At 54.9% G+C, this 18792-nt stretch carries 23 protein-coding genes; 10 read left to right on the forward strand and 13 right to left on the reverse strand.

The annotated features are described in order from the left end of the window. Positions 1-62: 62 nt before the first annotated feature. The 5 genes from oppB to AC27FC_RS03105 are packed head-to-tail and all read left to right on the forward strand — an operon-like array spanning position 63 to position 4816. Positions 63-983, forward strand: coding sequence for an oligopeptide ABC transporter permease OppB (gene oppB / locus AC27FC_RS03085; RefSeq protein WP_008502786.1), 921 nt, complete (start codon positions 63-65; stop codon positions 981-983). A 14-nt stretch (positions 984-997) separates the two neighbouring features. Beyond that, positions 998-1906, forward strand: coding sequence for an oligopeptide ABC transporter permease OppC (gene oppC / locus AC27FC_RS03090; protein WP_023312096.1), 909 nt, complete (start codon positions 998-1000; stop codon positions 1904-1906). 11 nt (positions 1907-1917) lie between these two features. Then, the gene (gene oppD, locus AC27FC_RS03095) at positions 1918-2931 is read left to right on the forward strand and encodes an ABC transporter ATP-binding protein (protein ID WP_023312095.1); all 1014 of its coding nucleotides are present in this window, start codon (positions 1918-1920) and stop codon (positions 2929-2931) included. Continuing rightward, positions 2928-3932 (forward strand): murein tripeptide/oligopeptide ABC transporter ATP-binding protein OppF, encoded by a 1005-nt coding sequence (oppF, locus tag AC27FC_RS03100; RefSeq protein ID WP_023312094.1) that lies wholly within the window; start codon positions 2928-2930, stop codon positions 3930-3932. The genes oppD and oppF overlap by 4 nt, the downstream gene beginning before the upstream one ends. Positions 3933-3946: 14 nt before the next feature. Then, positions 3947-4816, forward strand: coding sequence for an ion transporter (locus AC27FC_RS03105; protein WP_048975814.1), 870 nt, complete (start codon positions 3947-3949; stop codon positions 4814-4816). Between the two features lie 31 nt (positions 4817-4847). Here AC27FC_RS03105 and AC27FC_RS03110 read toward each other — a convergent pair whose 3' ends face one another. Next, entirely contained in the window at positions 4848-5177 is a 330-nt protein-coding gene (locus tag AC27FC_RS03110; protein ID WP_006810881.1) for an HI1450 family dsDNA-mimic protein, read from the reverse strand. 33 nt (positions 5178-5210) lie between these two features. Further along, a complete protein-coding gene (gene cls / locus AC27FC_RS03115; RefSeq protein ID WP_029741729.1) occupies positions 5211-6671 on the reverse strand; it encodes a cardiolipin synthase in 1461 nt (486 codons plus the stop codon). A gap of 144 nt (positions 6672-6815) precedes the next feature. Between cls and AC27FC_RS03120 the strand changes: the two genes are divergently transcribed. The 3 genes from AC27FC_RS03120 to AC27FC_RS03130 all read left to right on the forward strand — a co-directional run bounded on the left by AC27FC_RS03120 (position 6816) and on the right by AC27FC_RS03130 (position 8781). After that, on the forward strand, positions 6816-6989 hold the full coding sequence (locus AC27FC_RS03120; protein ID WP_086379783.1) for a YciY family protein: 174 nt from the start codon (positions 6816-6818) through the stop codon (positions 6987-6989). A 109-nt stretch (positions 6990-7098) separates the two neighbouring features. Next, entirely contained in the window at positions 7099-7734 is a 636-nt protein-coding gene (gene leuE / locus AC27FC_RS03125) for a leucine efflux protein LeuE (RefSeq protein WP_033145755.1), read from the forward strand. Positions 7735-7827: 93 nt separating this feature from the next. Next, complete coding sequence (locus tag AC27FC_RS03130) at positions 7828-8781, forward strand: bifunctional helix-turn-helix transcriptional regulator/GNAT family N-acetyltransferase (protein ID WP_196354276.1); 954 nt, start codon at positions 7828-7830, stop codon at positions 8779-8781. A gap of 41 nt (positions 8782-8822) precedes the next feature. Here the strand turns inward: AC27FC_RS03130 and AC27FC_RS03135 are convergent, their stop codons facing one another. Next, positions 8823-9119, reverse strand: coding sequence for a YciI family protein (locus AC27FC_RS03135; protein ID WP_029741731.1), 297 nt, complete (start codon positions 9117-9119; stop codon positions 8823-8825). A 220-nt stretch (positions 9120-9339) separates the two neighbouring features. On the opposite strand from AC27FC_RS03135, the gene tonB reads away from it, so the two are divergent. Beyond that, on the forward strand, positions 9340-10062 hold the full coding sequence (tonB, locus tag AC27FC_RS03140) for a TonB system transport protein TonB (protein WP_058841307.1): 723 nt from the start codon (positions 9340-9342) through the stop codon (positions 10060-10062). A 38-nt stretch (positions 10063-10100) separates the two neighbouring features. On the opposite strand, the gene yciA is transcribed toward tonB, so the two are convergent. From yciA to AC27FC_RS03160, 4 genes are all read right to left on the reverse strand, one after another. After that, positions 10101-10496, reverse strand: a complete 396-nt coding sequence (gene yciA, locus AC27FC_RS03145; RefSeq protein ID WP_008502796.1) for an acyl-CoA thioester hydrolase YciA — start codon at positions 10494-10496, stop codon at positions 10101-10103. A 104-nt stretch (positions 10497-10600) separates the two neighbouring features. Beyond that, entirely contained in the window at positions 10601-11140 is a 540-nt protein-coding gene (locus AC27FC_RS03150) for a septation protein A (RefSeq protein ID WP_025756566.1), read from the reverse strand. 56 nt (positions 11141-11196) lie between these two features. Further along, positions 11197-11940: a YciC family protein gene (locus AC27FC_RS03155; RefSeq protein WP_094934670.1), complete on the reverse strand. Its 744-nt coding sequence runs from the start codon at positions 11938-11940 to the stop codon at positions 11197-11199. Positions 11941-11965: 25 nt separating this feature from the next. Further along, complete coding sequence (locus AC27FC_RS03160; RefSeq protein ID WP_121424010.1) at positions 11966-12370, reverse strand: YkgJ family cysteine cluster protein; 405 nt, start codon at positions 12368-12370, stop codon at positions 11966-11968. 282 nt (positions 12371-12652) lie between these two features. Between AC27FC_RS03160 and ompW the strand changes: the two genes are divergently transcribed. Continuing rightward, on the forward strand, positions 12653-13285 hold the full coding sequence (gene ompW, locus AC27FC_RS03165; RefSeq protein WP_048975124.1) for an outer membrane protein OmpW: 633 nt from the start codon (positions 12653-12655) through the stop codon (positions 13283-13285). A gap of 46 nt (positions 13286-13331) precedes the next feature. Here the strand turns inward: ompW and AC27FC_RS03170 are convergent, their stop codons facing one another. The 6 genes from AC27FC_RS03170 to trpCF form a co-directional block, all read right to left on the reverse strand. Further along, positions 13332-13670, reverse strand: a complete 339-nt coding sequence (locus AC27FC_RS03170) for a hypothetical protein (protein ID WP_047174179.1) — start codon at positions 13668-13670, stop codon at positions 13332-13334. Positions 13671-13796: 126 nt separating this feature from the next. Beyond that, entirely contained in the window at positions 13797-14030 is a 234-nt protein-coding gene (gene yedF / locus AC27FC_RS03175; protein WP_003856774.1) for a sulfurtransferase-like selenium metabolism protein YedF, read from the reverse strand. Then, complete coding sequence (gene yedE, locus AC27FC_RS03180) at positions 14027-15238, reverse strand: selenium metabolism membrane protein YedE/FdhT (protein ID WP_196354277.1); 1212 nt, start codon at positions 15236-15238, stop codon at positions 14027-14029. Before yedE ends, yedF begins: the two co-directional genes overlap by 4 nt. Before the next feature lie 181 nt (positions 15239-15419). Continuing rightward, positions 15420-16229 (reverse strand): tryptophan synthase subunit alpha, encoded by an 810-nt coding sequence (gene trpA, locus AC27FC_RS03185; RefSeq protein WP_033145748.1) that lies wholly within the window; start codon positions 16227-16229, stop codon positions 15420-15422. Beyond that, entirely contained in the window at positions 16229-17422 is a 1194-nt protein-coding gene (gene trpB, locus AC27FC_RS03190) for a tryptophan synthase subunit beta (RefSeq protein WP_094934668.1), read from the reverse strand. The genes trpA and trpB overlap by 1 nt, the downstream gene beginning before the upstream one ends. A 10-nt stretch (positions 17423-17432) precedes the next feature. Then, a complete protein-coding gene (gene trpCF / locus AC27FC_RS03195; RefSeq protein ID WP_196354278.1) occupies positions 17433-18791 on the reverse strand; it encodes a bifunctional indole-3-glycerol-phosphate synthase TrpC/phosphoribosylanthranilate isomerase TrpF in 1359 nt (452 codons plus the stop codon). Between the last annotated feature and the right edge of the window lies 1 nt (position 18792).

Here is an 18792-nt window from a genome sequence, read left to right on the forward strand (position 1 = left end):
GCTCGCCCCACGGTGTCTAACCAACGTCACATAATATAGGCACACGCCAGAAGGTACGGGCAATGTTGAAATTTATCCTACGTCGCTGTCTTGAAGCGATTCCAACGCTATTTATTCTCATCACGATTTCCTTCTTCATGATGCGTCTTGCGCCGGGCAGTCCATTTACCGGTGAGCGTACGCTGCCGCCTGAAGTCATGGCGAATATCGAAGCGAAATACCACTTGAACGATCCTATCTCCACCCAGTACTTCAATTACCTGAAGCAGCTGGCCCACGGCGATTTTGGACCGTCATTTAAATATAAAGACTATTCCGTTAACGACCTGGTCGCGTCCAGCTTCCCGGTTTCGGCTAAGTTGGGTGCTGCGGCATTCATTCTGGCCATCGTTTTCGGGGTCACCGCGGGCGTCATCGCCGCGCTCAGACAAAATACCAAATGGGATTATGCCGTAATGGGGGTGGCAATGACCGGGGTAGTGATACCCAGCTTCGTTGTCGCGCCATTACTGGTGATGATATTTGCCATCACGCTGAAGTGGCTGCCTGGAGGCGGCTGGAACGGCGGGGCACTGAAGTTCATGATTTTGCCGATGGTGGCATTATCTCTGGCGTACATCGCCAGTATCGCGCGTATCACCCGTGGTTCAATGATCGAAGTGCTGCACTCGAACTTCATTCGTACCGCGCGCGCTAAAGGGCTGCCGATGCGTCGGATTATCTTCCGCCACGCGCTCAAACCGGCGCTGTTGCCCGTGCTTTCCTACATGGGACCGGCATTCGTCGGGATCATCACTGGCTCTATGGTTATCGAAACAATCTACGGCCTGCCCGGCATTGGTCAGCTGTTCGTTAACGGCGCGCTCAACCGCGACTATTCGCTGGTGCTGAGCCTGACCATTCTCGTCGGTGCGCTGACCATTCTCTTTAATGCTATTGTCGATGTGCTGTATGCCGTCATCGATCCGAAAATTCGTTACTAACGCTGGAGCACGCCATGATGTTGAGTAAGAAAAACAGCGAGGCGCTGGAAAACTTCAGTGAAAAACTGGAAGTAGAAGGTCGTAGCCTCTGGCAGGACGCGCGCCGTCGCTTTATGCACAACCGTGCAGCGGTTGCCAGTCTGGTTGTTCTGGTGATCATCGCGCTGTTTGTGACCCTGGCGCCGATGTTGTCGCAATTTACCTATTTCGACACCGACTGGGGCATGATGTCCAGCGCGCCGGATATGGAATCAGGCCACTATTTTGGCACGGACTCCTCGGGACGCGATCTGCTGGTGCGTGTCGCTATCGGTGGCCGTATCTCGCTGATGGTCGGTATTGCTGCCGCGCTGGTGGCGGTGATCGTGGGTACGCTCTACGGTTCACTTTCCGGCTACCTCGGCGGCAAAATAGACTCGGTAATGATGCGTCTGCTGGAAATCCTGAACTCCTTCCCGTTTATGTTCTTCGTCATCCTGCTGGTGACCTTCTTCGGCCAGAATATCCTGCTGATCTTCGTGGCCATCGGGATGGTGTCCTGGCTGGATATGGCGCGTATTGTTCGCGGCCAGACGCTGAGCCTCAAACGCAAAGAGTTTATTGAAGCGGCGCAGGTAGGCGGTGTGTCCACCGGGAATATCGTGGTTCGCCATATCGTTCCTAACGTGTTGGGCGTGGTCGTGGTCTACGCGTCGCTGCTGGTACCGAGCATGATTCTGTTCGAATCTTTCCTGAGCTTCCTGGGTCTGGGTACACAAGAGCCACTGAGCAGCTGGGGCGCGCTGCTGAGCGATGGCGCAAACTCGATGGAAGTTTCACCGTGGCTGCTGCTTTATCCGGCGGGTTTCCTGGTCGTTACCCTGTTTTGTTTTAACTTTATCGGCGATGGCCTGCGTGATGCCCTCGACCCGAAAGACCGTTAAGGAGCGCCGTCATGACAATTATTGAAACGGCCACTGCGCCACAGGCGCAACAGCAGAATAACCTTCTGCTGGATGTGAAAGATCTCCGCGTGACCTTTAAAACGCCGGACGGGGATGTTACCGCCGTCAACGATCTCAACTTCAACCTGCGCGCGGGTGAAACGCTGGGGATCGTGGGGGAATCCGGTTCCGGAAAATCCCAGACTGCCTTTGCGCTGATGGGCCTGCTGGCTGCTAACGGCGTGATTGGCGGCTCCGCTAAATTCAACGGTCGTGAAATCCTCAACCTGCCGGAACACGAGCTGAACAAGCTGCGCGCTGAGCAGATCTCGATGATTTTCCAGGATCCCATGACCTCGCTGAATCCGTATATGCGCGTAGGCGAGCAGCTGATGGAAGTCCTGATGCTGCACAAAGGCCTGGGCAAAGCGGAGGCCTTTGAAGAGTCGGTCAAAATGCTGGATGCGGTGAAAATGCCGGAAGCGCGCAAGCGTATGCGCATGTTCCCGCACGAGTTTTCTGGCGGTATGCGTCAGCGCGTGATGATCGCGATGGCGCTGCTGTGCCGGCCAAAGCTGCTGATTGCCGATGAACCTACCACCGCGCTGGACGTTACCGTACAGGCGCAGATCATGACCCTGTTAAACGAGCTGAAGCGCGAGTTCAACACGGCGATTATCATGATCACCCACGACCTGGGCGTAGTGGCGGGCATCTGTGACAAAGTGCTGGTGATGTACGCCGGTCGTACCATGGAATACGGCAAAGCGCGCGATGTCTTCTATCAGCCAGCCCATCCGTACTCGATTGGTCTGCTGAACGCGGTGCCGCGTCTTGATGCGGAAGGGGAATCCCTGCTCACCATTCCGGGCAACCCGCCAAACCTGCTGCGTCTGCCGAAAGGCTGTCCGTTCCAGCCGCGCTGCCCGCACGCGATGGAAATCTGCAACAGCGCTCCGCCGCTGGAAGAGTTTGCACCAGGCCGTCTGCGCGCCTGCTTTAAGCCGCAGGAGGAGCTGGTATGAATGCATTAGATGAAAAACGCAACGTGCTGCTCGAAATTGCCGATCTTAAAGTGCATTTCGACATCAAAGACGGCAAACAGTGGTTCTGGCAGCCGCCGAAGACCCTGAAAGCGGTGGACGGCGTCACGCTGCGCCTGTACGAAGGGGAAACCCTGGGCGTGGTGGGAGAGTCCGGCTGCGGTAAATCGACCTTTGCGCGAGCCATTATCGGTCTGGTCAAAGCCACCGACGGTAAAGTGGCCTGGCTGGGTAAAGATCTGCTGGGCATGAAGCCCGACGAGTGGCGCGAGGTGCGCAGCGATATCCAGATGATTTTCCAGGATCCGCTGGCATCATTAAACCCGCGCATGACCATCGGTGAGATTATTGCCGAGCCGCTGCGCACCTATCATCCGAAGATGTCTCGTCAGGAAGTGCGCGACCGCGTGAAGGCGATGATGATGAAAGTCGGCCTGTTGCCAAACCTCATCAACCGCTATCCGCATGAGTTCTCCGGCGGTCAGTGCCAGCGTATTGGTATTGCCCGTGCGCTGATCCTCGAACCGAAGCTGATTATCTGCGATGAGCCGGTTTCCGCGCTGGACGTGTCCATTCAGGCGCAGGTGGTTAACCTGCTGCAGAAGCTGCAGCGCGAAATGGGGCTGTCGCTGATCTTCATCGCGCATGACCTGGCCGTGGTGAAACACATCTCTGACCGCGTGCTGGTGATGTATCTGGGGCATGCCGTGGAGCTGGGCACCTATGACGAGGTGTACCACAATCCATTGCATCCTTACACCAGAGCGCTAATGTCCGCGGTGCCGATCCCCGATCCGGATCTGGAAAAGAATAAAACCATCCAGCTTCTGGAAGGGGAATTACCCTCGCCGATTAACCCACCGTCAGGCTGCGTCTTCCGCACGCGCTGCCCGATGGCCGGGCCGGAATGTGCTAAAACGCGACCGGTTCTGGAAGGCAGTTTCCGACATGCGGTTTCCTGCCTGAAAGTAGACCCGTTATAATCGCAAGGGCTGACATGATGTCAGCCCTTATTTTTTGCGAGGTAACTGTGTCGCGTTTATTCACGTCAGCCCGTCGGCGGCTATATCATTTTTTATTCGATCCTGAAACGGTTTCCGGGCGACGCTTCGAAGGTCTGTGCGGTTTATTTGCGCTCCTCAGCGTGGTAGTCATCTTTATTGAATCGGGTGCCGGGACGCAATACCACCTGACGTTTGACGAATGGCATATTTTTGTCTGGCTTGAGCTGGCGATTACCCTGGTTTTTACCGCTGAATATCTCCTCCGGGTAATAGCCTGGCCCAATCCGGCCAGATATGTTTTCAGCTTCTGGGGATTTATCGATTTAGCCACCATCCTGCCGCTCTATGTCATGTGGCTGTGGCCGGAGATTAGCCTGAGTTATGTCTTTGCCTGGCGAGCGATGCGCGTGATTCGGGTATTACGTATTCTGAAATTGCTGCGTTTTATGCCGTCATTACGCGTGTTCTGGAGTGCGATCGTCAGCGCCCGGCATCAGCTTATTTTGTTCTACTCGTTTATTGCCATCGTCATGATTGTTTTTGGCGCGCTGATGTATTTAATAGAAGGGCCTAAATATGGCTTTACGACGCTCAATGCGTCCGTCTACTGGGCCATTGTGACCGTCACCACCGTGGGCTACGGAGATATTACGCCCCATACGCCACTGGGTCGCATCGTGGCGTCCGTGCTGATTTTGATTGGCTATTCGGTGATTGCGATCCCGACGGGACTTATTACCACACATATGAGCAGCGCCTTCCAGAACCGCAAGCAGCAGCGCAAGTGTCCTCATTGCCAGCAGGGCGAACATGAACACAGCGCGCGGTTTTGTTACCGCTGCGGCAGTGAATTGCCGGAGTAAATAAAAAAGGCTGCAATCGCAGCCTTTTTTATTATTCGCGCCAGAGGATATGGCACAGCTTGTGGTCCTTCTCGCGACAGAGCAGAACGCGCGCGAAAATATCATTAATTTCGCCGCCGTCTTCATCGGCCAGCCCAATCACCACTTCGGCAAAGAAGTCAGGATTCAGGTCGAAATCAACATGCTCAGCCCAGTCTTCTGAAGGGTCGAACAATTCGGCGCCGCCGCGCTCTTCGAACTGCAGATTAAAGAGGATCACGTCTGCGGGATCGAGGTTATCAACCGCCAGTTCGAGAAAAATGTCATAGGCCTGCTCGAGCGTTTCGTCTTCGGTCAGGCGATTGTTCAGATCCATTTCCATGATGACTACCTGTTTAACATCGTTGGGCACGTTTTACAGCAACGGACTAAAGAAGTAAAACAGTCGTTCGGCAATTCTCTGCCACATCGGACGTTTCACCCACAGTCTGGCATCCAGCAGCCGCGAGCGGGAGATATAATCATCCTGCACCGCCGCAAGGTCGCCGCCAAAGCCAGCATCATCAATGACCAGCGTGATTTCAAAGTTAAGCCACAGGCTGCGCATATCCAGGTTGACCGTGCCCACCAGGCTCAGCTCACCGTCGACGAGAACGCTCTTGGTGTGGAGCAATCCGCCTTCAAACTGATAAATTTTTACCCCTGCGGCCAGCAGTTCGCTAAAGAATGCCCGGCTGGCCCAGCCCACCAGTAGGGAGTCATTTTTGCGTGGCAAAATGATGCTCACATCGACACCGCGCTGCGCGGCGGTACAGATCGCGTGCAGGAGGTCGTCGCTGGGGACAAAGTAGGGCGTCGTCATGATCAGATATTCACGCGCCGAGTAGGTTGCTGTCAGCAGCGCCTGATGGATTAAATCCTCCGGGAAGCCCGGCCCGGAAGCAATGGTATGAATGGTGTGACCGCTGGCCTCTTCAAACGGCATAATATTGCCGTCCGGCGGTGGCGGCAGGATACGCTTGCCGGTTTCTATTTCCCAGTCGCAGGAATAAACGATGCCCATCGAGGTGGCAATCGGCCCCTCCATTCGCGCCATCAAATCAACCCATTGACCTACGCCCGAGTCCTGTTTGAAGAAGCGCGGGTCAACCATATTCATGCTGCCGGTGTAGGCAATATAGTTATCGATCATGATCATTTTGCGATGCTGACGGAGATCCATTCGGCGCAGAAACACGCGCAGGAGATTTACCTTCAGCGCTTCAACCACTTCGATCCCGGCATTACGCATCATGCCCGCCCACGGGCTACGGAAAAATGCCACGCTACCCGCGGAGTCAAGCATCAGGCGGCAATGAATGCCGCGCCGCGCGGCGGCCATCAGCGACTCAGCGACCTGGTCAGCCATCCCGCCGGGCTGCCAGATATAAAAAACCATCTCGATATTATGACGAGCCAGCTGAATATCGCGGATTAACGCCTGCATGACGTCGTCGGACGAGGTCAGCAGCTGCAGTTGATTGCCTTTAACGCCGCCAATCCCCTGACGGCGCTCACACAGCTTAAACAGTGAGGAGGCGACGCTGCTGTTCTCCTCGGCAAAAATATGTTTGCAGGCCTTAAGATCGTTCAGCCACTTCGCGGTGGAGGGCCACATGGCACGGGCGCGCTCGGCGCGGCGTTTACCCAGATGAAGCTCGCCGAAAGAGAGATAGGCAATAATTCCCACCAGCGGGAGGATATAAATGATCAGAAGCCAGGCCATGGCAGAGGGTACGGCTCTGCGCTTCATCAGGATGCGTAATGTCACACCCGCGATTAACAGCCAGTATCCCAAAATGACCAGCCAACTCACCACGGTGTAGAAGGTTGTCATAGGTAAAAAAATCCTTTTGAAAGCGTATTGTTATGAGTGTACGCATCAGGATTCATCTGGCAAATAAAAACGCCAGGTAAAAGCGCTGGTTTGCTGCCGGGTTGGGTTTATAATGGCGACTCTGTAAGTTAAAGAGTTGTAGACATGAAGCGCAGTAGAACAGAAGTAGGGCGCTGGCGCATGTTGCGACAGGTGAGTCGTCGCAAGGCTCGTTGGCTGGAAGCACAATCCCGCCGCAATATGCGTATTCACGCCATCAGAAAATGTGGATTGACCAGACACCGCAATGCGTTGCTGTTCGCAGTCCAGGATATCTGAAACCATGAGGGCACCGTAACGGGTGCCCGCTGATTTTATAGCGTCTGATTTTTTAGGAATAGCGTATTTGCAGCGATATTCCTGTTGTGTTTAGCAAAAGGAGGGAGAAGTGTTTGCGGAGTTTGGCGTACTGAATTTCTGGACGTATGTTGTCGGCGCGTTTTTTATCGTGCTGGTGCCAGGGCCGAATACCCTGTTTGTGCTCAAAACCGGGATCGGTCACGGCGTTAAAAAAGGGTATCTTGCCGCCACGGGCGTATTTATCGGCGATGCGGTGCTGATGTTTCTGGCCTGGGCGGGCGTCGCGGCATTAATCCAGACCACGCCGGTATTGTTTAATATCGTGCGCTATCTCGGGGCCTTCTATCTGCTCTGGCTGGGCGGCAAAATGCTCTGGTCGGTGGTGAACCGCCAGAAAAACGCGAATGAGAGCGGCCCCGAACCAGCCAGTATGATCATGAAACGTTCGCTGGTATTAAGCCTGACCAATCCCAAAGCGATTCTGTTCTACGTATCGTTCTTCGTTCAGTTCATTGACGTGAATGCACAGAGCACTGGAACTTCTTTCCTGATCCTCGCGACGACGCTGGAGTTGATAAGCTTTATGTACATGAGCTTCCTGATCTTCTCAGGCGCGTTTGTCACGCGTTATCTGAAAACGAAAAAGAAACTGGCAAAGCTGGGGAACGGGCTGATAGGGCTGCTGTTTGTCGGGTTTGCGGCGAGGCTAGCGTCGCTGCATTGATGGTTTGAAAGGCTCCTGAGGGAGCTTTTTTATTATGTTTGACAACCCCTCATCGGTTAGTTGTATAGTGCAACTAAATGATGAGGGCACAACATGCACAGCGAAACCCCGGTAGTCAGTGTTATTCGACGTTCCTCGCGGCTTATGGTGCGAGAGTTAGGTTTTATGGCCTCGACCCTGGCCTCAACGAATTACTCACCGTCGGCCGTCCATACCCTGGTCGAAATAGCCCTACGCAAAGAGTTGACGGCGAGTCAGCTGGTGCAGCTGCTGGGGCTGGATAAGTCCAGCGTCAGCCGTATGCTGGCTCGTCTGATTGCCGCAGGCGAACTCGAGGAAGTTACTTCACCTGAAGATGCGAGAGCGAAGAGTCTCAGGCTGACCGCGAAAGGTCATGAGACGGTCAGTAAAATTAATACCTTTAGCAATGAGCGCGTGGTCTCAGCAATAAAGAGTCTGGCTCCTGCGCAGCAGCAGACCATTTCTCAGGGACTTTCCCTTTATGCCAACGCGCTGCTGACGTGCCGTGAGACAGGCAGCGACACGCGCCCCGACGAGCTCACGATAGTGCAGGGATATATTCCCGGCATGATTGGCCGTGTCGCGGAGATGCACGGGGTCTATTACGCGCGCGAGCATCATTTTGGCCGTTTTTTTGAGGCTAAAGTGGCCGCAGGGGTTGCAGAATTTAGTGACCGCCTGGATAAGCCATGCAACCAGATCTGGCTGGCGGTGATGAACGGCAGGATAGTGGGGTCAGTGGCGATAGATGGTGAGGATTTAGCCCCGGGTGAAGCGCATCTTCGCTGGTTTATTCTCGACGATGGCTGCCGGGGACACGGGGTGGGGAAAAAACTGCTGACCGATGCGATGCGCTTTTGCGACAGCGCTGGTTTCTCTGCTGTGCATCTCTGGACATTCAATAAGCTGACCGCCGCACGACGTTTATACGAATCGTTTGGATTTACGCTCGTTAAAGAGTGGGAGGGCGATCAGTGGGGAACCCTTATAACGGAGCAGCAGTTTACCCGGCGCAGAGACGCGTAACTTCCACCATAAAAAAGGCTCCTTTCGGAGCCGCTTTGGTATCAGAACACTTTCTTATACGGTCGAACCGTCACTTTCGCATACACACCTGCGGCAACATACGGATCTGCGTCAGCCCATGCCTGAGCGCTTTCCTGAGATTCAAACTCAGCAATCACGGTGGAACCGGCAAAACCGGCGGCGCCCGGATCGTTGCTGTCTACTGCGGGCATTGGGCCGGCGGTCAGTAAACGGCCTTCATCCTGGAGCAGCTGCAAACGTGCCAGATGCGCAGGGCGCACAGCCTGGCGTTTTTCGAGCGAATCAGCAACATCTTCAGAGTAAATCACGTAAAACACGGCGAAGCTCCTTAACCGGTAAAAGTGTCAGTTACGTTATGTGAAAGGGCAAACGACTGCAATGTAAAATAAAAACAATGTTAATACCCTGATCTGAATGCGCCTTTTTTGGCCTCTTATGCGCTAAAGTTGCGCCAGAACAAAGTGTCTTATTGAATATGATTGCTATTTGCATTTAAAATCAGTGTTCGGTTTTTTAACGTTGATGATTATGACTTCGATGACCCTTGATTTACCTCGCCGCTTCCCCTGGCCGACGCTGCTTTCTGTCGTGATTCACGGTGCTGTTGTGGCGGGTTTGCTGTATACCTCGGTTCATCAGGTTATTGAAATGCCCGCGCCCGCGCAGCCGATTTCGGTGACGATGGTATCGCCAGCGGATCTCGAACCGCCGCAGGCTGCACCTCCGCCACCGCAGCCGGTGGCTGAACCTGAGCCAGAGCCCGAGCCTGTTCCGCCGCCACCGAAGGAAGCGCCGGTGGTGATCCACAAGCCTGAACCGAAGCCAAAACCTAAGCCGAAGCCAAAACCGGTGAAGAAGGTCGAGGAGCGTCCGAAACGCGAGGAACGTCCGGTTGAACCACGTGCGACCCAGACGGTCGAGAATGCGGCGCCTTCGCGTCCGGTGATGAATAACACCGCAACCGCGCCTAAGCCGACAGTCAGTGCCCCCGCGGGCCCGCGCGCGCTGAGTCGCAACCAGCCTCAGTATCCGGCGCGAGCGCAGGCCTTACGTATTGAAGGCCGCGTACGGGTGAAATTTGACGTCACTGCCGATGGCCGCGTGGATAACGTGGAAATATTGTCCGCTCAGCCTTCCAATATGTTTGAGCGCGAAGTGAAATCGGCGATGCGCAGATGGCGCTATGAAGCCGGAAAACCGGGCAGCGGACTGATTGTGAATATTGTTTTCCGCCTGAACGGCGGGGCGCAGATGGAATAAAAAAAGCCTCCTGATGGAGGCTTTTTTTTGCCTGTCGATCAGGCCTGCGGAAGTTGACGAGGTTTTCCCTCGCTATCGACTGCAACATAAATAAACAGCGCTTCAGTGGCCTTATAACGCTGTCCAATGGGTTCAGAAGAGACTTTCTTAACCCACACTTCGATGTTGATTGAAATAGAGGTGTTGCCGCGTTTGACGCAGCGCGCGTAGCAGCAAACCACATCTCCCACCGCAACCGGGCGCAGGAAGGTCATGCCGTCCACTCGCACAGTCACCACGCGCCCGTGGGCAATCTCTTTAGCCAGAATTGCGCCGCCCATATCCATCTGCGACATCAGCCAGCCGCCAAAAATATCGCCATTGGCATTGGTGTCAGCGGGCATTGCCAGTGTGCGTAAAACCAGTTCGCCCTGCGGGGCGTTAGTTGTTGTCATTGTTTTAACTCGTAACGGAAGACTTCAGGCGGGATGCTACTATGATTTCACAGCGGAGAGAATAGACCAGAACGCCTGTCGTAGACGTTCTGGTCAGTCATTAATCAGTGCTTGTCGTCCTGCGGCATGTGGCGATAGATGTATACGCCGCTTAACAGCGTGAAGATAAGCGTCAGCGCGGTCAGGCCGAAGACCTTAAAGTTGACCCAGATATTCTGCGGCAGCCAGAAGGCAATATAGATATTGGCAAGACCACAGAGAATAAAGAAGACCGCCCAGGCGATATTTAGACGGGACCAGACTTCCTGAGGCAGCGTCAGCTCTTTGCCCAGCATGCGCTGGATCAGCGGCTTTTTCATGACCCACTGGCTAATTAACAATGCGCCCGCAAACAGCGCGTAAATAACGGTCACTTTCCACTTAATAAATTCATCATTGTGGAAGAACAGAGTCAGCCCGCCGAATACGGCGACCAGGACGAAGGTAACCAGCGCCATTTTTTCGACTTTACGATAGCGAACCCAGCTGTAGATGAGTACAACAGCGGTCGCAACGATCAGCGCAGTGGTCGCGGCATAAATATCGTACAGCTTATAAAAAGCAAAAAAGACCACGAGCGGTAAAAAATCAAGAAACTGCTTCATTCTGTGATTCCATCTTCTGAGCGGGGCGGGAGGCAGCGATGCCGCCCGCCTCAGGATTACTGACGAATTAACATATACAGGCGGAACAGATAGACCAGCAGTACCGCTGAAATCAGGTTGCTCAGCGTATTCGCCACTACCGCACCAACATTTGGCGTTAATACCGCAAAATTCGGTGCAAACAACAGCAGGAGCGTTTTGGCGAGCAGCCAGCCGATCACGGCGGGAGCCACCAGACGCATATTCGCCCATGCCAGTCTGATGCTGCTGCGCATCGCGGTAAAAATCCCCATCTTATCTTGCACGACCATCACAGGCGCAAATGAGAGCACGATAGCCAGTAATACGCCCGGCACCACGACCAGCATAATCCCCATTTGCACCAGCAGGGTGGTTAAAAAGATCAGGATAAACAGCTTAGGTAAGACTGGCGCACTGGCACCAATCGCCCGTAAGGCGCTGACCCGGTGACCCGCCGATACCAGCTGAATCATCAGCAAAACGCCGCCCGCCAGAACCGCATTACCAATCAGGCCTGAGAACGTGGATGCGGCAGACGCCCGCAGCAGAATTTGCTGCTGTTCCGGCGTCATGTTTTGCACCAGTTCAAATAGCCCCACGCTTCCGGCAAGATGGTCGCCCTGGCTCAGGCTGGCAATCTGTTCATCACTCGGTGAGAAGGCATGGCCCAGCACCACCGTGATAAAGGCACATAGCAACGCGATCAGTAAAAAGGTTATGAACTGATTGCGGAAAAAGTTTCCCGTGTCACGGTAGACAGACTTCGCCGTGATAGACATGCACTCTCCTTGAGTATTGCAGGTGTTAATTAGCCGGCAATTGTACACCGGATGCGCCTGCTGTGGCAGCATCAAGGCTTGTATGGAAAAGCATATCTTTGTAAAGCGGCGGTAATCCAACGCGTGCCCGGGCGCGATTGCAGGCTACGTTGACCTGCCCATCTTCCCCCGACATGGCAAATTCCCGACACGGGCTGGGCCGATCCTCATAGATAGAACATCGGGTAGAGACCCCTGGCTCACCCTGTAGCGCAACGCAGCGGACCTGCTTTTGGTTGGTGCCGCTCATGCAGCGCAGAAAAGGCGTTAGCGGCTCTGTGAGATGAACCGGAACGGTACCGCCGCCATCGCTGGCTTCGGCCCAGTAGAAAGAGACTCGAAAATACGCACAACAGGCTCCGCACGTCATGCACGGGTTGATATCACTCATGGCACACCTGCAAAAGAAGAACGCATCAAATCAACTTGTGAGAGCGATAAATTATCCAGCCGTCAGAGGAAGAGCAAGAGGGGGAAAAGGGAAAATTTTGTAACCGTGAAATGCCAAAAATTGACATGGAAACAACTTATCGCTTTTGGATGCGCAACAAAAAATTAATCCAGATCAATGAATGTTAAGTTACTGGTTTTAATGTGATCTGTAGCAGATCACTTATTACTCATTTGTGAGTATATTCTCATCCGCGATTAAAACCACAACGATGGAGCGGATATGAAAAAATTAGCGGTGGCAGCCCTTGTATTAAGCAGTCTCTCTGGCGGCGCGTATGCGCATGAAGCAGGCGAATTCTTTATTCGTGCCGGTTCGGCTACGGTTCGCCCGACTGAAGGATCGGATAACGTGCTGGGTATGGGCGGTTTTAACGTCAGTAATAACACCCAGTTAGGGTTAACGTTCACCTATATGGCGACGGAAAACGTTGGTATTGAGCTTCTGGCTGCAACGCCGTTCCGCCATCGCGTTGGTCTGGGCGCAACCGGTGATATCGCTACGGTTCACCATTTACCGCCAACGCTGATGGCGCAATGGTACTTTGGCGATGCCAGCAGCAAGGTGCGTCCTTATATTGGCGCCGGTGTGAACTACACTACCTTCTTCGACGAGAAGTTTAACGATACCGGTAAAGAGGCCGGTCTGACGGACCTCAGCCTGAAAGACTCATGGGGTATGGCGGGGCAGGTCGGTCTGGACTATCTGATTAACCGCGACTGGCTGATTAACGCCTCGGTCTGGTACATGGATATTGATACGGACGTACGCTTCAAGGCGGGCGGTCAGCAGCAAAGTATCAATACTCGCCTGGATCCGTGGGTGTTTATGTTCTCTGCGGGTTATCGTTTCTAATCCCCCGTCAAACTGGCCACAGGGTGGCCAGTTTGCTTTGCTCACTTCAAAACGACGGATAAACCGGCCGCTCATCAAGCTTTACGCAGTGCCTCAGGATATTTTCCCCATCATATAAATAGCTGAAAGCGTCGCTGGACAGGGAATGAAAAAGAATATCGCCGTTGGCAAACGGGATGATTTCGGTATCTCCCGCACGTTTATGTCCCGCACCGGTTTCAAAATGACCGTGCCATCGCTCCTGGGTATGGTCATAAACGTGCAGAATGACCTCGACAAGTCCTCTTTGCGGACAATTAAGGCGCAGGAAGGTAGAAGAGAAATTCAGGGACAGCGCATGGAAGGGAATCAATAAGGCGAAAACCAGTAAAGCTCGTAAATACATCAAACCGCGAAAACCTCCTTCAAAAGGGAAGTGAGATTTTACTTAAGTCAAAGATCGCGTTTTTGCCGTGGATCAAGATGTCCTATAATTCAATAGGATAAAGGCCCCTTACGAGGCCCTTAGCGATCACTTCTGAATCAAATACCGAATGGTCGGGCCATCCTGCTGGATATCCAGCACCGTGTAGCCGTGGTTTTTCGCATCCAGCGGAATGTTGTTGATGGACTGCGGACAGTCGCTGACCACTTCCAGAATTTCCCCTTTTTTGAGCTGCGGTAGGGCTTCAAGCGTGGCAACAGCCGGATAAGGGCAGGGTTCACCAACCATATCCAGACGGTAATCGGGCACGATCTCTTTCATGCAGCATTCTCCTGGGTTTCTGTTTTAACACTCGCGCGACGGAAGAAGCGTTTCTCCTGCGCGACAACCAGTAAAAAAGCGACCAGCAGCAGGGCATAGGTGACCAGCAGGCCGCCGAGAGGGCCGAAGGTGCTCAGCAGGTTGACCTTGTCCCAGTTCGTGGCAAGCGCCGGGGACAGATCGTCCCAGAAGTACGCCAGGATCGTCGAGCCGATAACATTTCCCAGGCCCACCCACCAGTAATGCACCTGACCTTCAACGGCGCGGTACATCCAGCCGGTTTCACACCCGCCAGCCAGCACAATCCCGAAGCCAAACAGCAGGCCGCCAATCACCGCGTTAGGGCCAGCCCACATGATTTTCGGTTCAACGCCCAGCTGAACATAGCTGAAGATACCGATGGCGCTGACCGCCATCCCGGCGATAATCGCCTTTGCCATCATCGTGCGGCCGGTGATCCACATATCGCGAAACGCGGAGGTAAAGCAGATCTGCGCGCGTTCAATGAGCAGACCAAAACCCACGCCGAACAGCATCGCCAGGCCGAGTTTGGGCTGATTCATCGCAGTGCAAAGCGCCCAGGCGACCATAGCCAAAAAGACCAGCATACCGAGGCGGAAACGGCGACGCGCCTGGTCCGGCTTCTGGGTTAACGGAGACGCTGCGCTGACTTTTGTCATTTTCACCGGAATGCGGAACAGCGGCAGCAGGGTAAATTTGGCACCGAAGTAAGAGCCGATGGCCGTGGCGACTGCAAAGAACCAGGCGTGAAGCGAAAACTGAGGAATACCCGTAAAGAAAGCGGCCAGGTTACAGCCCATCGCCAGACGGGCGCCAAACCCGGCAATGATACCGCCGACTACCGCCTGCATTATGCGAATACGGCTTTTGGGCATCCGCAACTTAACGTTGTTTGCCCACAGCGCCGCCGCGAAACAGCCACCGAACATGCCGACGATCATCATCCCGTCGATGCGGGTAAGTGGCGTGCCGTCCAGATGGATGAGTTTAAAGTAACCCCACTCTTCGGTATGCACGCCAGCGAGCTGTAGCAATTGACCACCCCAGCGGGTGAACTCGCCGGTCACGGCCCAGAAGGTGCCGGTAATACCGAAATAGTAGGTAGAGAGAATGCCTGCCGCGATAACGGCCGGAACAGGTGACCAGAACTTAACCAGGTAAGCCTGTTTAAAGGATTGCCATGACATGAATAAGCCTCTGAACTCAGAAGGATTAAAGATAAAAAAAGAGTCCAGATCATACGCTTGCACGCCAGAATGGAAAGCCATTCACGCCGAAAATATCGACGGGATCAATTTTGAGGTAATCCGTTGTAGAAGGTGGGGAAGGAAGGGTAACCGTCTGGCAGGAAGCCAGACGGTGGAAGGGTTATGCTTTACGCGTCGCCGCTTTCATTGCGGTCACAAACGCTTTCAGCTCGGCCAGCATCTGCTCTGGCTTGTCCACGTTCTTCTCGATGATCTTCACAATTGCGGAGCCGGAGATGGCACCTGCCGCCTTCGCGTCAATCGCTGCGCTGACCTGATCCGGGGAGGAAATCCCGAACCCCTGCAGCGGAGGCGCGGCATGGTACTCGGCCAGCTTCTCCACCAGATGATGCAGCGGCAGTGCGGCTTTATTCTCGGCACCGGTCACGCCCGCGCGGGAGAGCAGGTAGGTATAGCCGCGTCCGTAAGAGGCAATCTGGCGCAGCAGGGCGTCATCGGCGTTCGGCGGGCAGATGAAAATCGGGGCGACGTTATGGCGCATGGCCGCCTGACGGAATGGCGCAGATTCCTCGACCGGCACGTCTGCCACCAGAACGGAGTCGACGCCCACGCGTGCGCACTCGGCGTAAAACTCATCGATACCGCGGTTGAACACCAGGTTGGCGTACATCAGCAGGCCGATCGGAATGGTCGGGTGCTTCTGGCGAATCGCCGCCAGCATCTCGAAGCACTGGGTCGGCGTCACCCCGGAGGCGAATGCGCGCAGCGTCGCATTCTGGATGGTCGGGCCATCCGCCAGCGGATCGGAGAACGGAATACCCAGCTCCAGCGCGTCGGCACCGGCCTCAATCAGGGTGTCGATGATCTTCAGCGACTGTTCCGGGCCCGGATCGCCCAGGGTGACGAAGGGAACGAAAGCGCCTTCCTGGCGGGATTTCAGCTCTGCAAATACGTTATCGTAGCGTTCCATCAGATTTCCCCTCGTGCTTTCAGAATATCGTGAACGGTGAAGATATCTTTGTCACCGCGGCCGGAAAGGTTTACCACCAGCAGCTGTTCTTTTTCCGGGTTTTCTTTCATCATTTTCAGCGCGTGCGCCAGGGCGTGTGAAGACTCCAGCGCCGGGATGATCCCTTCGCTGCGGCACAGCGTTTTAAAGGCTTCCAGCGCTTCGTCATCGGTAATGGAGACATAGTCCGCGCGGCCGGTACTGTTCAGGAACGCATGCTGCGGCCCGACGGACGGGAAGTCGAGGCCGGCAGAAATAGAGTAAGACTCTTCAATCTGGCCCTCATCGGTTTGCATCATCGGGGATTTCATCCCGAAGTAGATCCCCACACGGCCATGCTTCAGCGGCGCGCCGTGTTCACCCGATTCAATGCCGTGCCCGGCAGGCTCTACGCCAATCAGACCCACGCTGGTGTCGTCGATAAAGTCTGCGAACATGCCGATGGCGTTAGATCCGCCGCCAACGCAGGCGATCACCGCATCCGGCAGACGCCCCTCTTTTTCGAGGATCTGCGCTTTGGTCTCTTCACCGATCATGCGCTGGAATTCGCGCACGATAGTCGGGAACGGGTGCGGGCCCGCCGCGGTACCGAGCATATAGTGCGCGGTTTCATAGCTGCCAGACCAGTCGCGAAGCGCTTCGTTACAGGCATCCTTCAGCGTCGCGGAGCCGCTGTGCACCGGGATCACTTCCGCTCCCATCAGACGCATACGGAAGACGTTCGGAGACTGACGCTCAACGTCTTTCGCTCCCATATAGATGCGGCATTTCAGGCCGAGCAGGGCGCTGGCAAGCGCAGAGGCCACGCCGTGCTGACCTGCACCGGTTTCGGCGATGATTTCGGTTTTGCCCATACGCTTCGCGAGCAGCGCCTGGCCCAGCACCTGGTTAGTTTTATGCGCGCCGCCGTGCAGCAGGTCTTCACGCTTCAGATACAGCGTGGTTTTGGTGCCTTCCGTCAGGTTGCGGCATTTGGTCAGCGCGGTCGGACGACCGGCGTAATTTTTCAGCAGGTCGGTAAATTCAGCCTGAAACGCCGGATCTTTCTGCGCGCTGACAAACGCTTCTTCCAGCTGGCGCAGCGCGGGCATCAGGATTTGCGGGACGTACATCCCGCCGAACTCACCAAAATACGGGTTAAGTAATGTCGTCATCTTCTCTTCCTTAATATGCACGCAGAGTTTTAAAAACCGAGGCCAGCTTGCTGGCATCTTTGATACCCGGTTGGGACTCTACGCCTGAATTGAAATCGAGGCCTGCGCAGCCGGTTTTAGCGGCTTCTACGCAGTTATCCGGGCTTAATCCGCCCGCCAGCAGGACGTTGTCCAGTTTCTCGCCGTTCAGCAGCGACCAGTCAAAACGCTGGCCGGTACCGCCCTGGCCGTTATCGAGGACGTATTTATCCACATGGTTCAGGTTACGCGAGGGCAAAGTATCGCCTACGCTTTGCGCTTTCCAGATTTGCACCTGTGGTGCCAGCGCGGCGCGCAGGGCATCGATGTAGCTCTGGTCTTCATCGCCGTGGAGCTGCACCGCGCTCAGGGATAACGCGTCGGCTTTTGCCGCAACGTCTGCAATATCTGCATTGCGGAAAACGCCCACGTAGCTGAGCGGAGCCGCTGCGATGACCTTACGCGCCTGCTCTTCACTGACCGCGCGAGGAGATGAATCCACAAAGATCAGCCCGCCATAAATCGCCCCGGCTTCATACGCGGCCTGGGCATCCTGTTCGCGGGTTAAGCCGCAGACTTTGTTTTCACCCAGCAGCACGCGACGTACCGCCGCATTGAGATCGTCATGTTCCATCATGGCGGAGCCAATCAGGAATCCGTTGGCGAAGTGGCTCAGCTCGCGCACCTGGGCGTAGCTGTTAATGCCGGATTCGCTGATCACCGTAACGCCAGACCCCAGACGCGGCGCCAGCTGGCGGGTACGGTTAAGGTCAATGGACAGGTCGCGCAGATCGCGGTTGTTAATGCCGACCACTTTGGCTTCCAGCGCAATCGCGCGCTCCAGCTCCTCTTCGTTGCTCACTTCGGTCAGTACGCCCATGTTCAGGCTGTGCGCCACGGCGGAAAGCTGGCGATACTGCTCGTCGTCGAGCACTGAGAGCATCAGCAGGCAGGCGTCGGCCTGGAAAAAACGCGCCAGCCAGATCTGATACGGGTCGATAATAAAGTCTTTGCACAGGATCGGCTGCGGCGCGATGCCGCTGACGATCGGCAGAAAGTCGAAGCTGCCCTGAAAATATTTCTCATCCGTCAGCACGGAGATGGCTGAAGCATGATGCTTATAAATGCCGGCAATACGCGCCGGGTCGAAATCGTCACGAATAACGCCTTTGGACGGGGACGCTTTTTTGCACTCAAGAATAAACGCGGTGCGCGTACCCCGCAGGGCGTCATAGAAACGACGGCTGCTCGGGACGACGTCATTCTGGAAACTCGCAAGCGGCTGCTGTTGCTTGCGGGCTTCCACCCAGATGGCCTTATCGGCAACGATTTTCGCTAAAACGGTCTGCATT

The sequence above is a fragment of the Enterobacter sp. C3_dUdeg genome (assembly GCF_057536195.1).

Bases quoted from the DNA above. Each gene is read 5' to 3' on its own strand.
- yedE (WP_196354277.1), bottom strand. From the start codon at position 15,238: ATGTCATGGCAATCCTTTAAACAGGCTTACCTGGTTAAGTTCTGGTCA.
- AC27FC_RS03160 (WP_121424010.1), bottom strand. From the start codon at position 12,370: ATGAGTGATATCAACCCGTGCATGACGTGCGGAGCCTGTTGTGCGTAT.
- ompW (WP_048975124.1), top strand. From the start codon at position 12,653: ATGAAAAAATTAGCGGTGGCAGCCCTTGTATTAAGCAGTCTCTCTGGC.
- AC27FC_RS03130 (WP_196354276.1), top strand. From the start codon at position 7,828: ATGCACAGCGAAACCCCGGTAGTCAGTGTTATTCGACGTTCCTCGCGG.
- oppC (WP_023312096.1), top strand. From the start codon at position 998: ATGATGTTGAGTAAGAAAAACAGCGAGGCGCTGGAAAACTTCAGTGAA.
- yciA (WP_008502796.1), bottom strand. From the start codon at position 10,496: ATGACAACAACTAACGCCCCGCAGGGCGAACTGGTTTTACGCACACTG.
- oppF (WP_023312094.1), top strand. From the start codon at position 2,928: ATGAATGCATTAGATGAAAAACGCAACGTGCTGCTCGAAATTGCCGAT.
- yedF (WP_003856774.1), bottom strand. From the start codon at position 14,030: ATGAAAGAGATCGTGCCCGATTACCGTCTGGATATGGTTGGTGAACCC.
- oppB (WP_008502786.1), top strand. From the start codon at position 63: ATGTTGAAATTTATCCTACGTCGCTGTCTTGAAGCGATTCCAACGCTA.
- AC27FC_RS03150 (WP_025756566.1), bottom strand. From the start codon at position 11,140: ATGAAGCAGTTTCTTGATTTTTTACCGCTCGTGGTCTTTTTTGCTTTT.
- AC27FC_RS03110 (WP_006810881.1), bottom strand. From the start codon at position 5,177: ATGGAAATGGATCTGAACAATCGCCTGACCGAAGACGAAACGCTCGAG.
- oppD (WP_023312095.1), top strand. From the start codon at position 1,918: ATGACAATTATTGAAACGGCCACTGCGCCACAGGCGCAACAGCAGAAT.
- AC27FC_RS03120 (WP_086379783.1), top strand. From the start codon at position 6,816: ATGAAGCGCAGTAGAACAGAAGTAGGGCGCTGGCGCATGTTGCGACAG.
- trpCF (WP_196354278.1), bottom strand. From the start codon at position 18,791: ATGCAGACCGTTTTAGCGAAAATCGTTGCCGATAAGGCCATCTGGGTG.
- trpB (WP_094934668.1), bottom strand. From the start codon at position 17,422: ATGACGACATTACTTAACCCGTATTTTGGTGAGTTCGGCGGGATGTAC.
- tonB (WP_058841307.1), top strand. From the start codon at position 9,340: ATGACCCTTGATTTACCTCGCCGCTTCCCCTGGCCGACGCTGCTTTCT.
- AC27FC_RS03105 (WP_048975814.1), top strand. From the start codon at position 3,947: ATGATGTCAGCCCTTATTTTTTGCGAGGTAACTGTGTCGCGTTTATTC.
- AC27FC_RS03170 (WP_047174179.1), bottom strand. From the start codon at position 13,670: ATGTATTTACGAGCTTTACTGGTTTTCGCCTTATTGATTCCCTTCCAT.
- AC27FC_RS03155 (WP_094934670.1), bottom strand. From the start codon at position 11,940: ATGTCTATCACGGCGAAGTCTGTCTACCGTGACACGGGAAACTTTTTC.
- cls (WP_029741729.1), bottom strand. From the start codon at position 6,671: ATGACAACCTTCTACACCGTGGTGAGTTGGCTGGTCATTTTGGGATAC.
- trpA (WP_033145748.1), bottom strand. From the start codon at position 16,229: ATGGAACGCTACGATAACGTATTTGCAGAGCTGAAATCCCGCCAGGAA.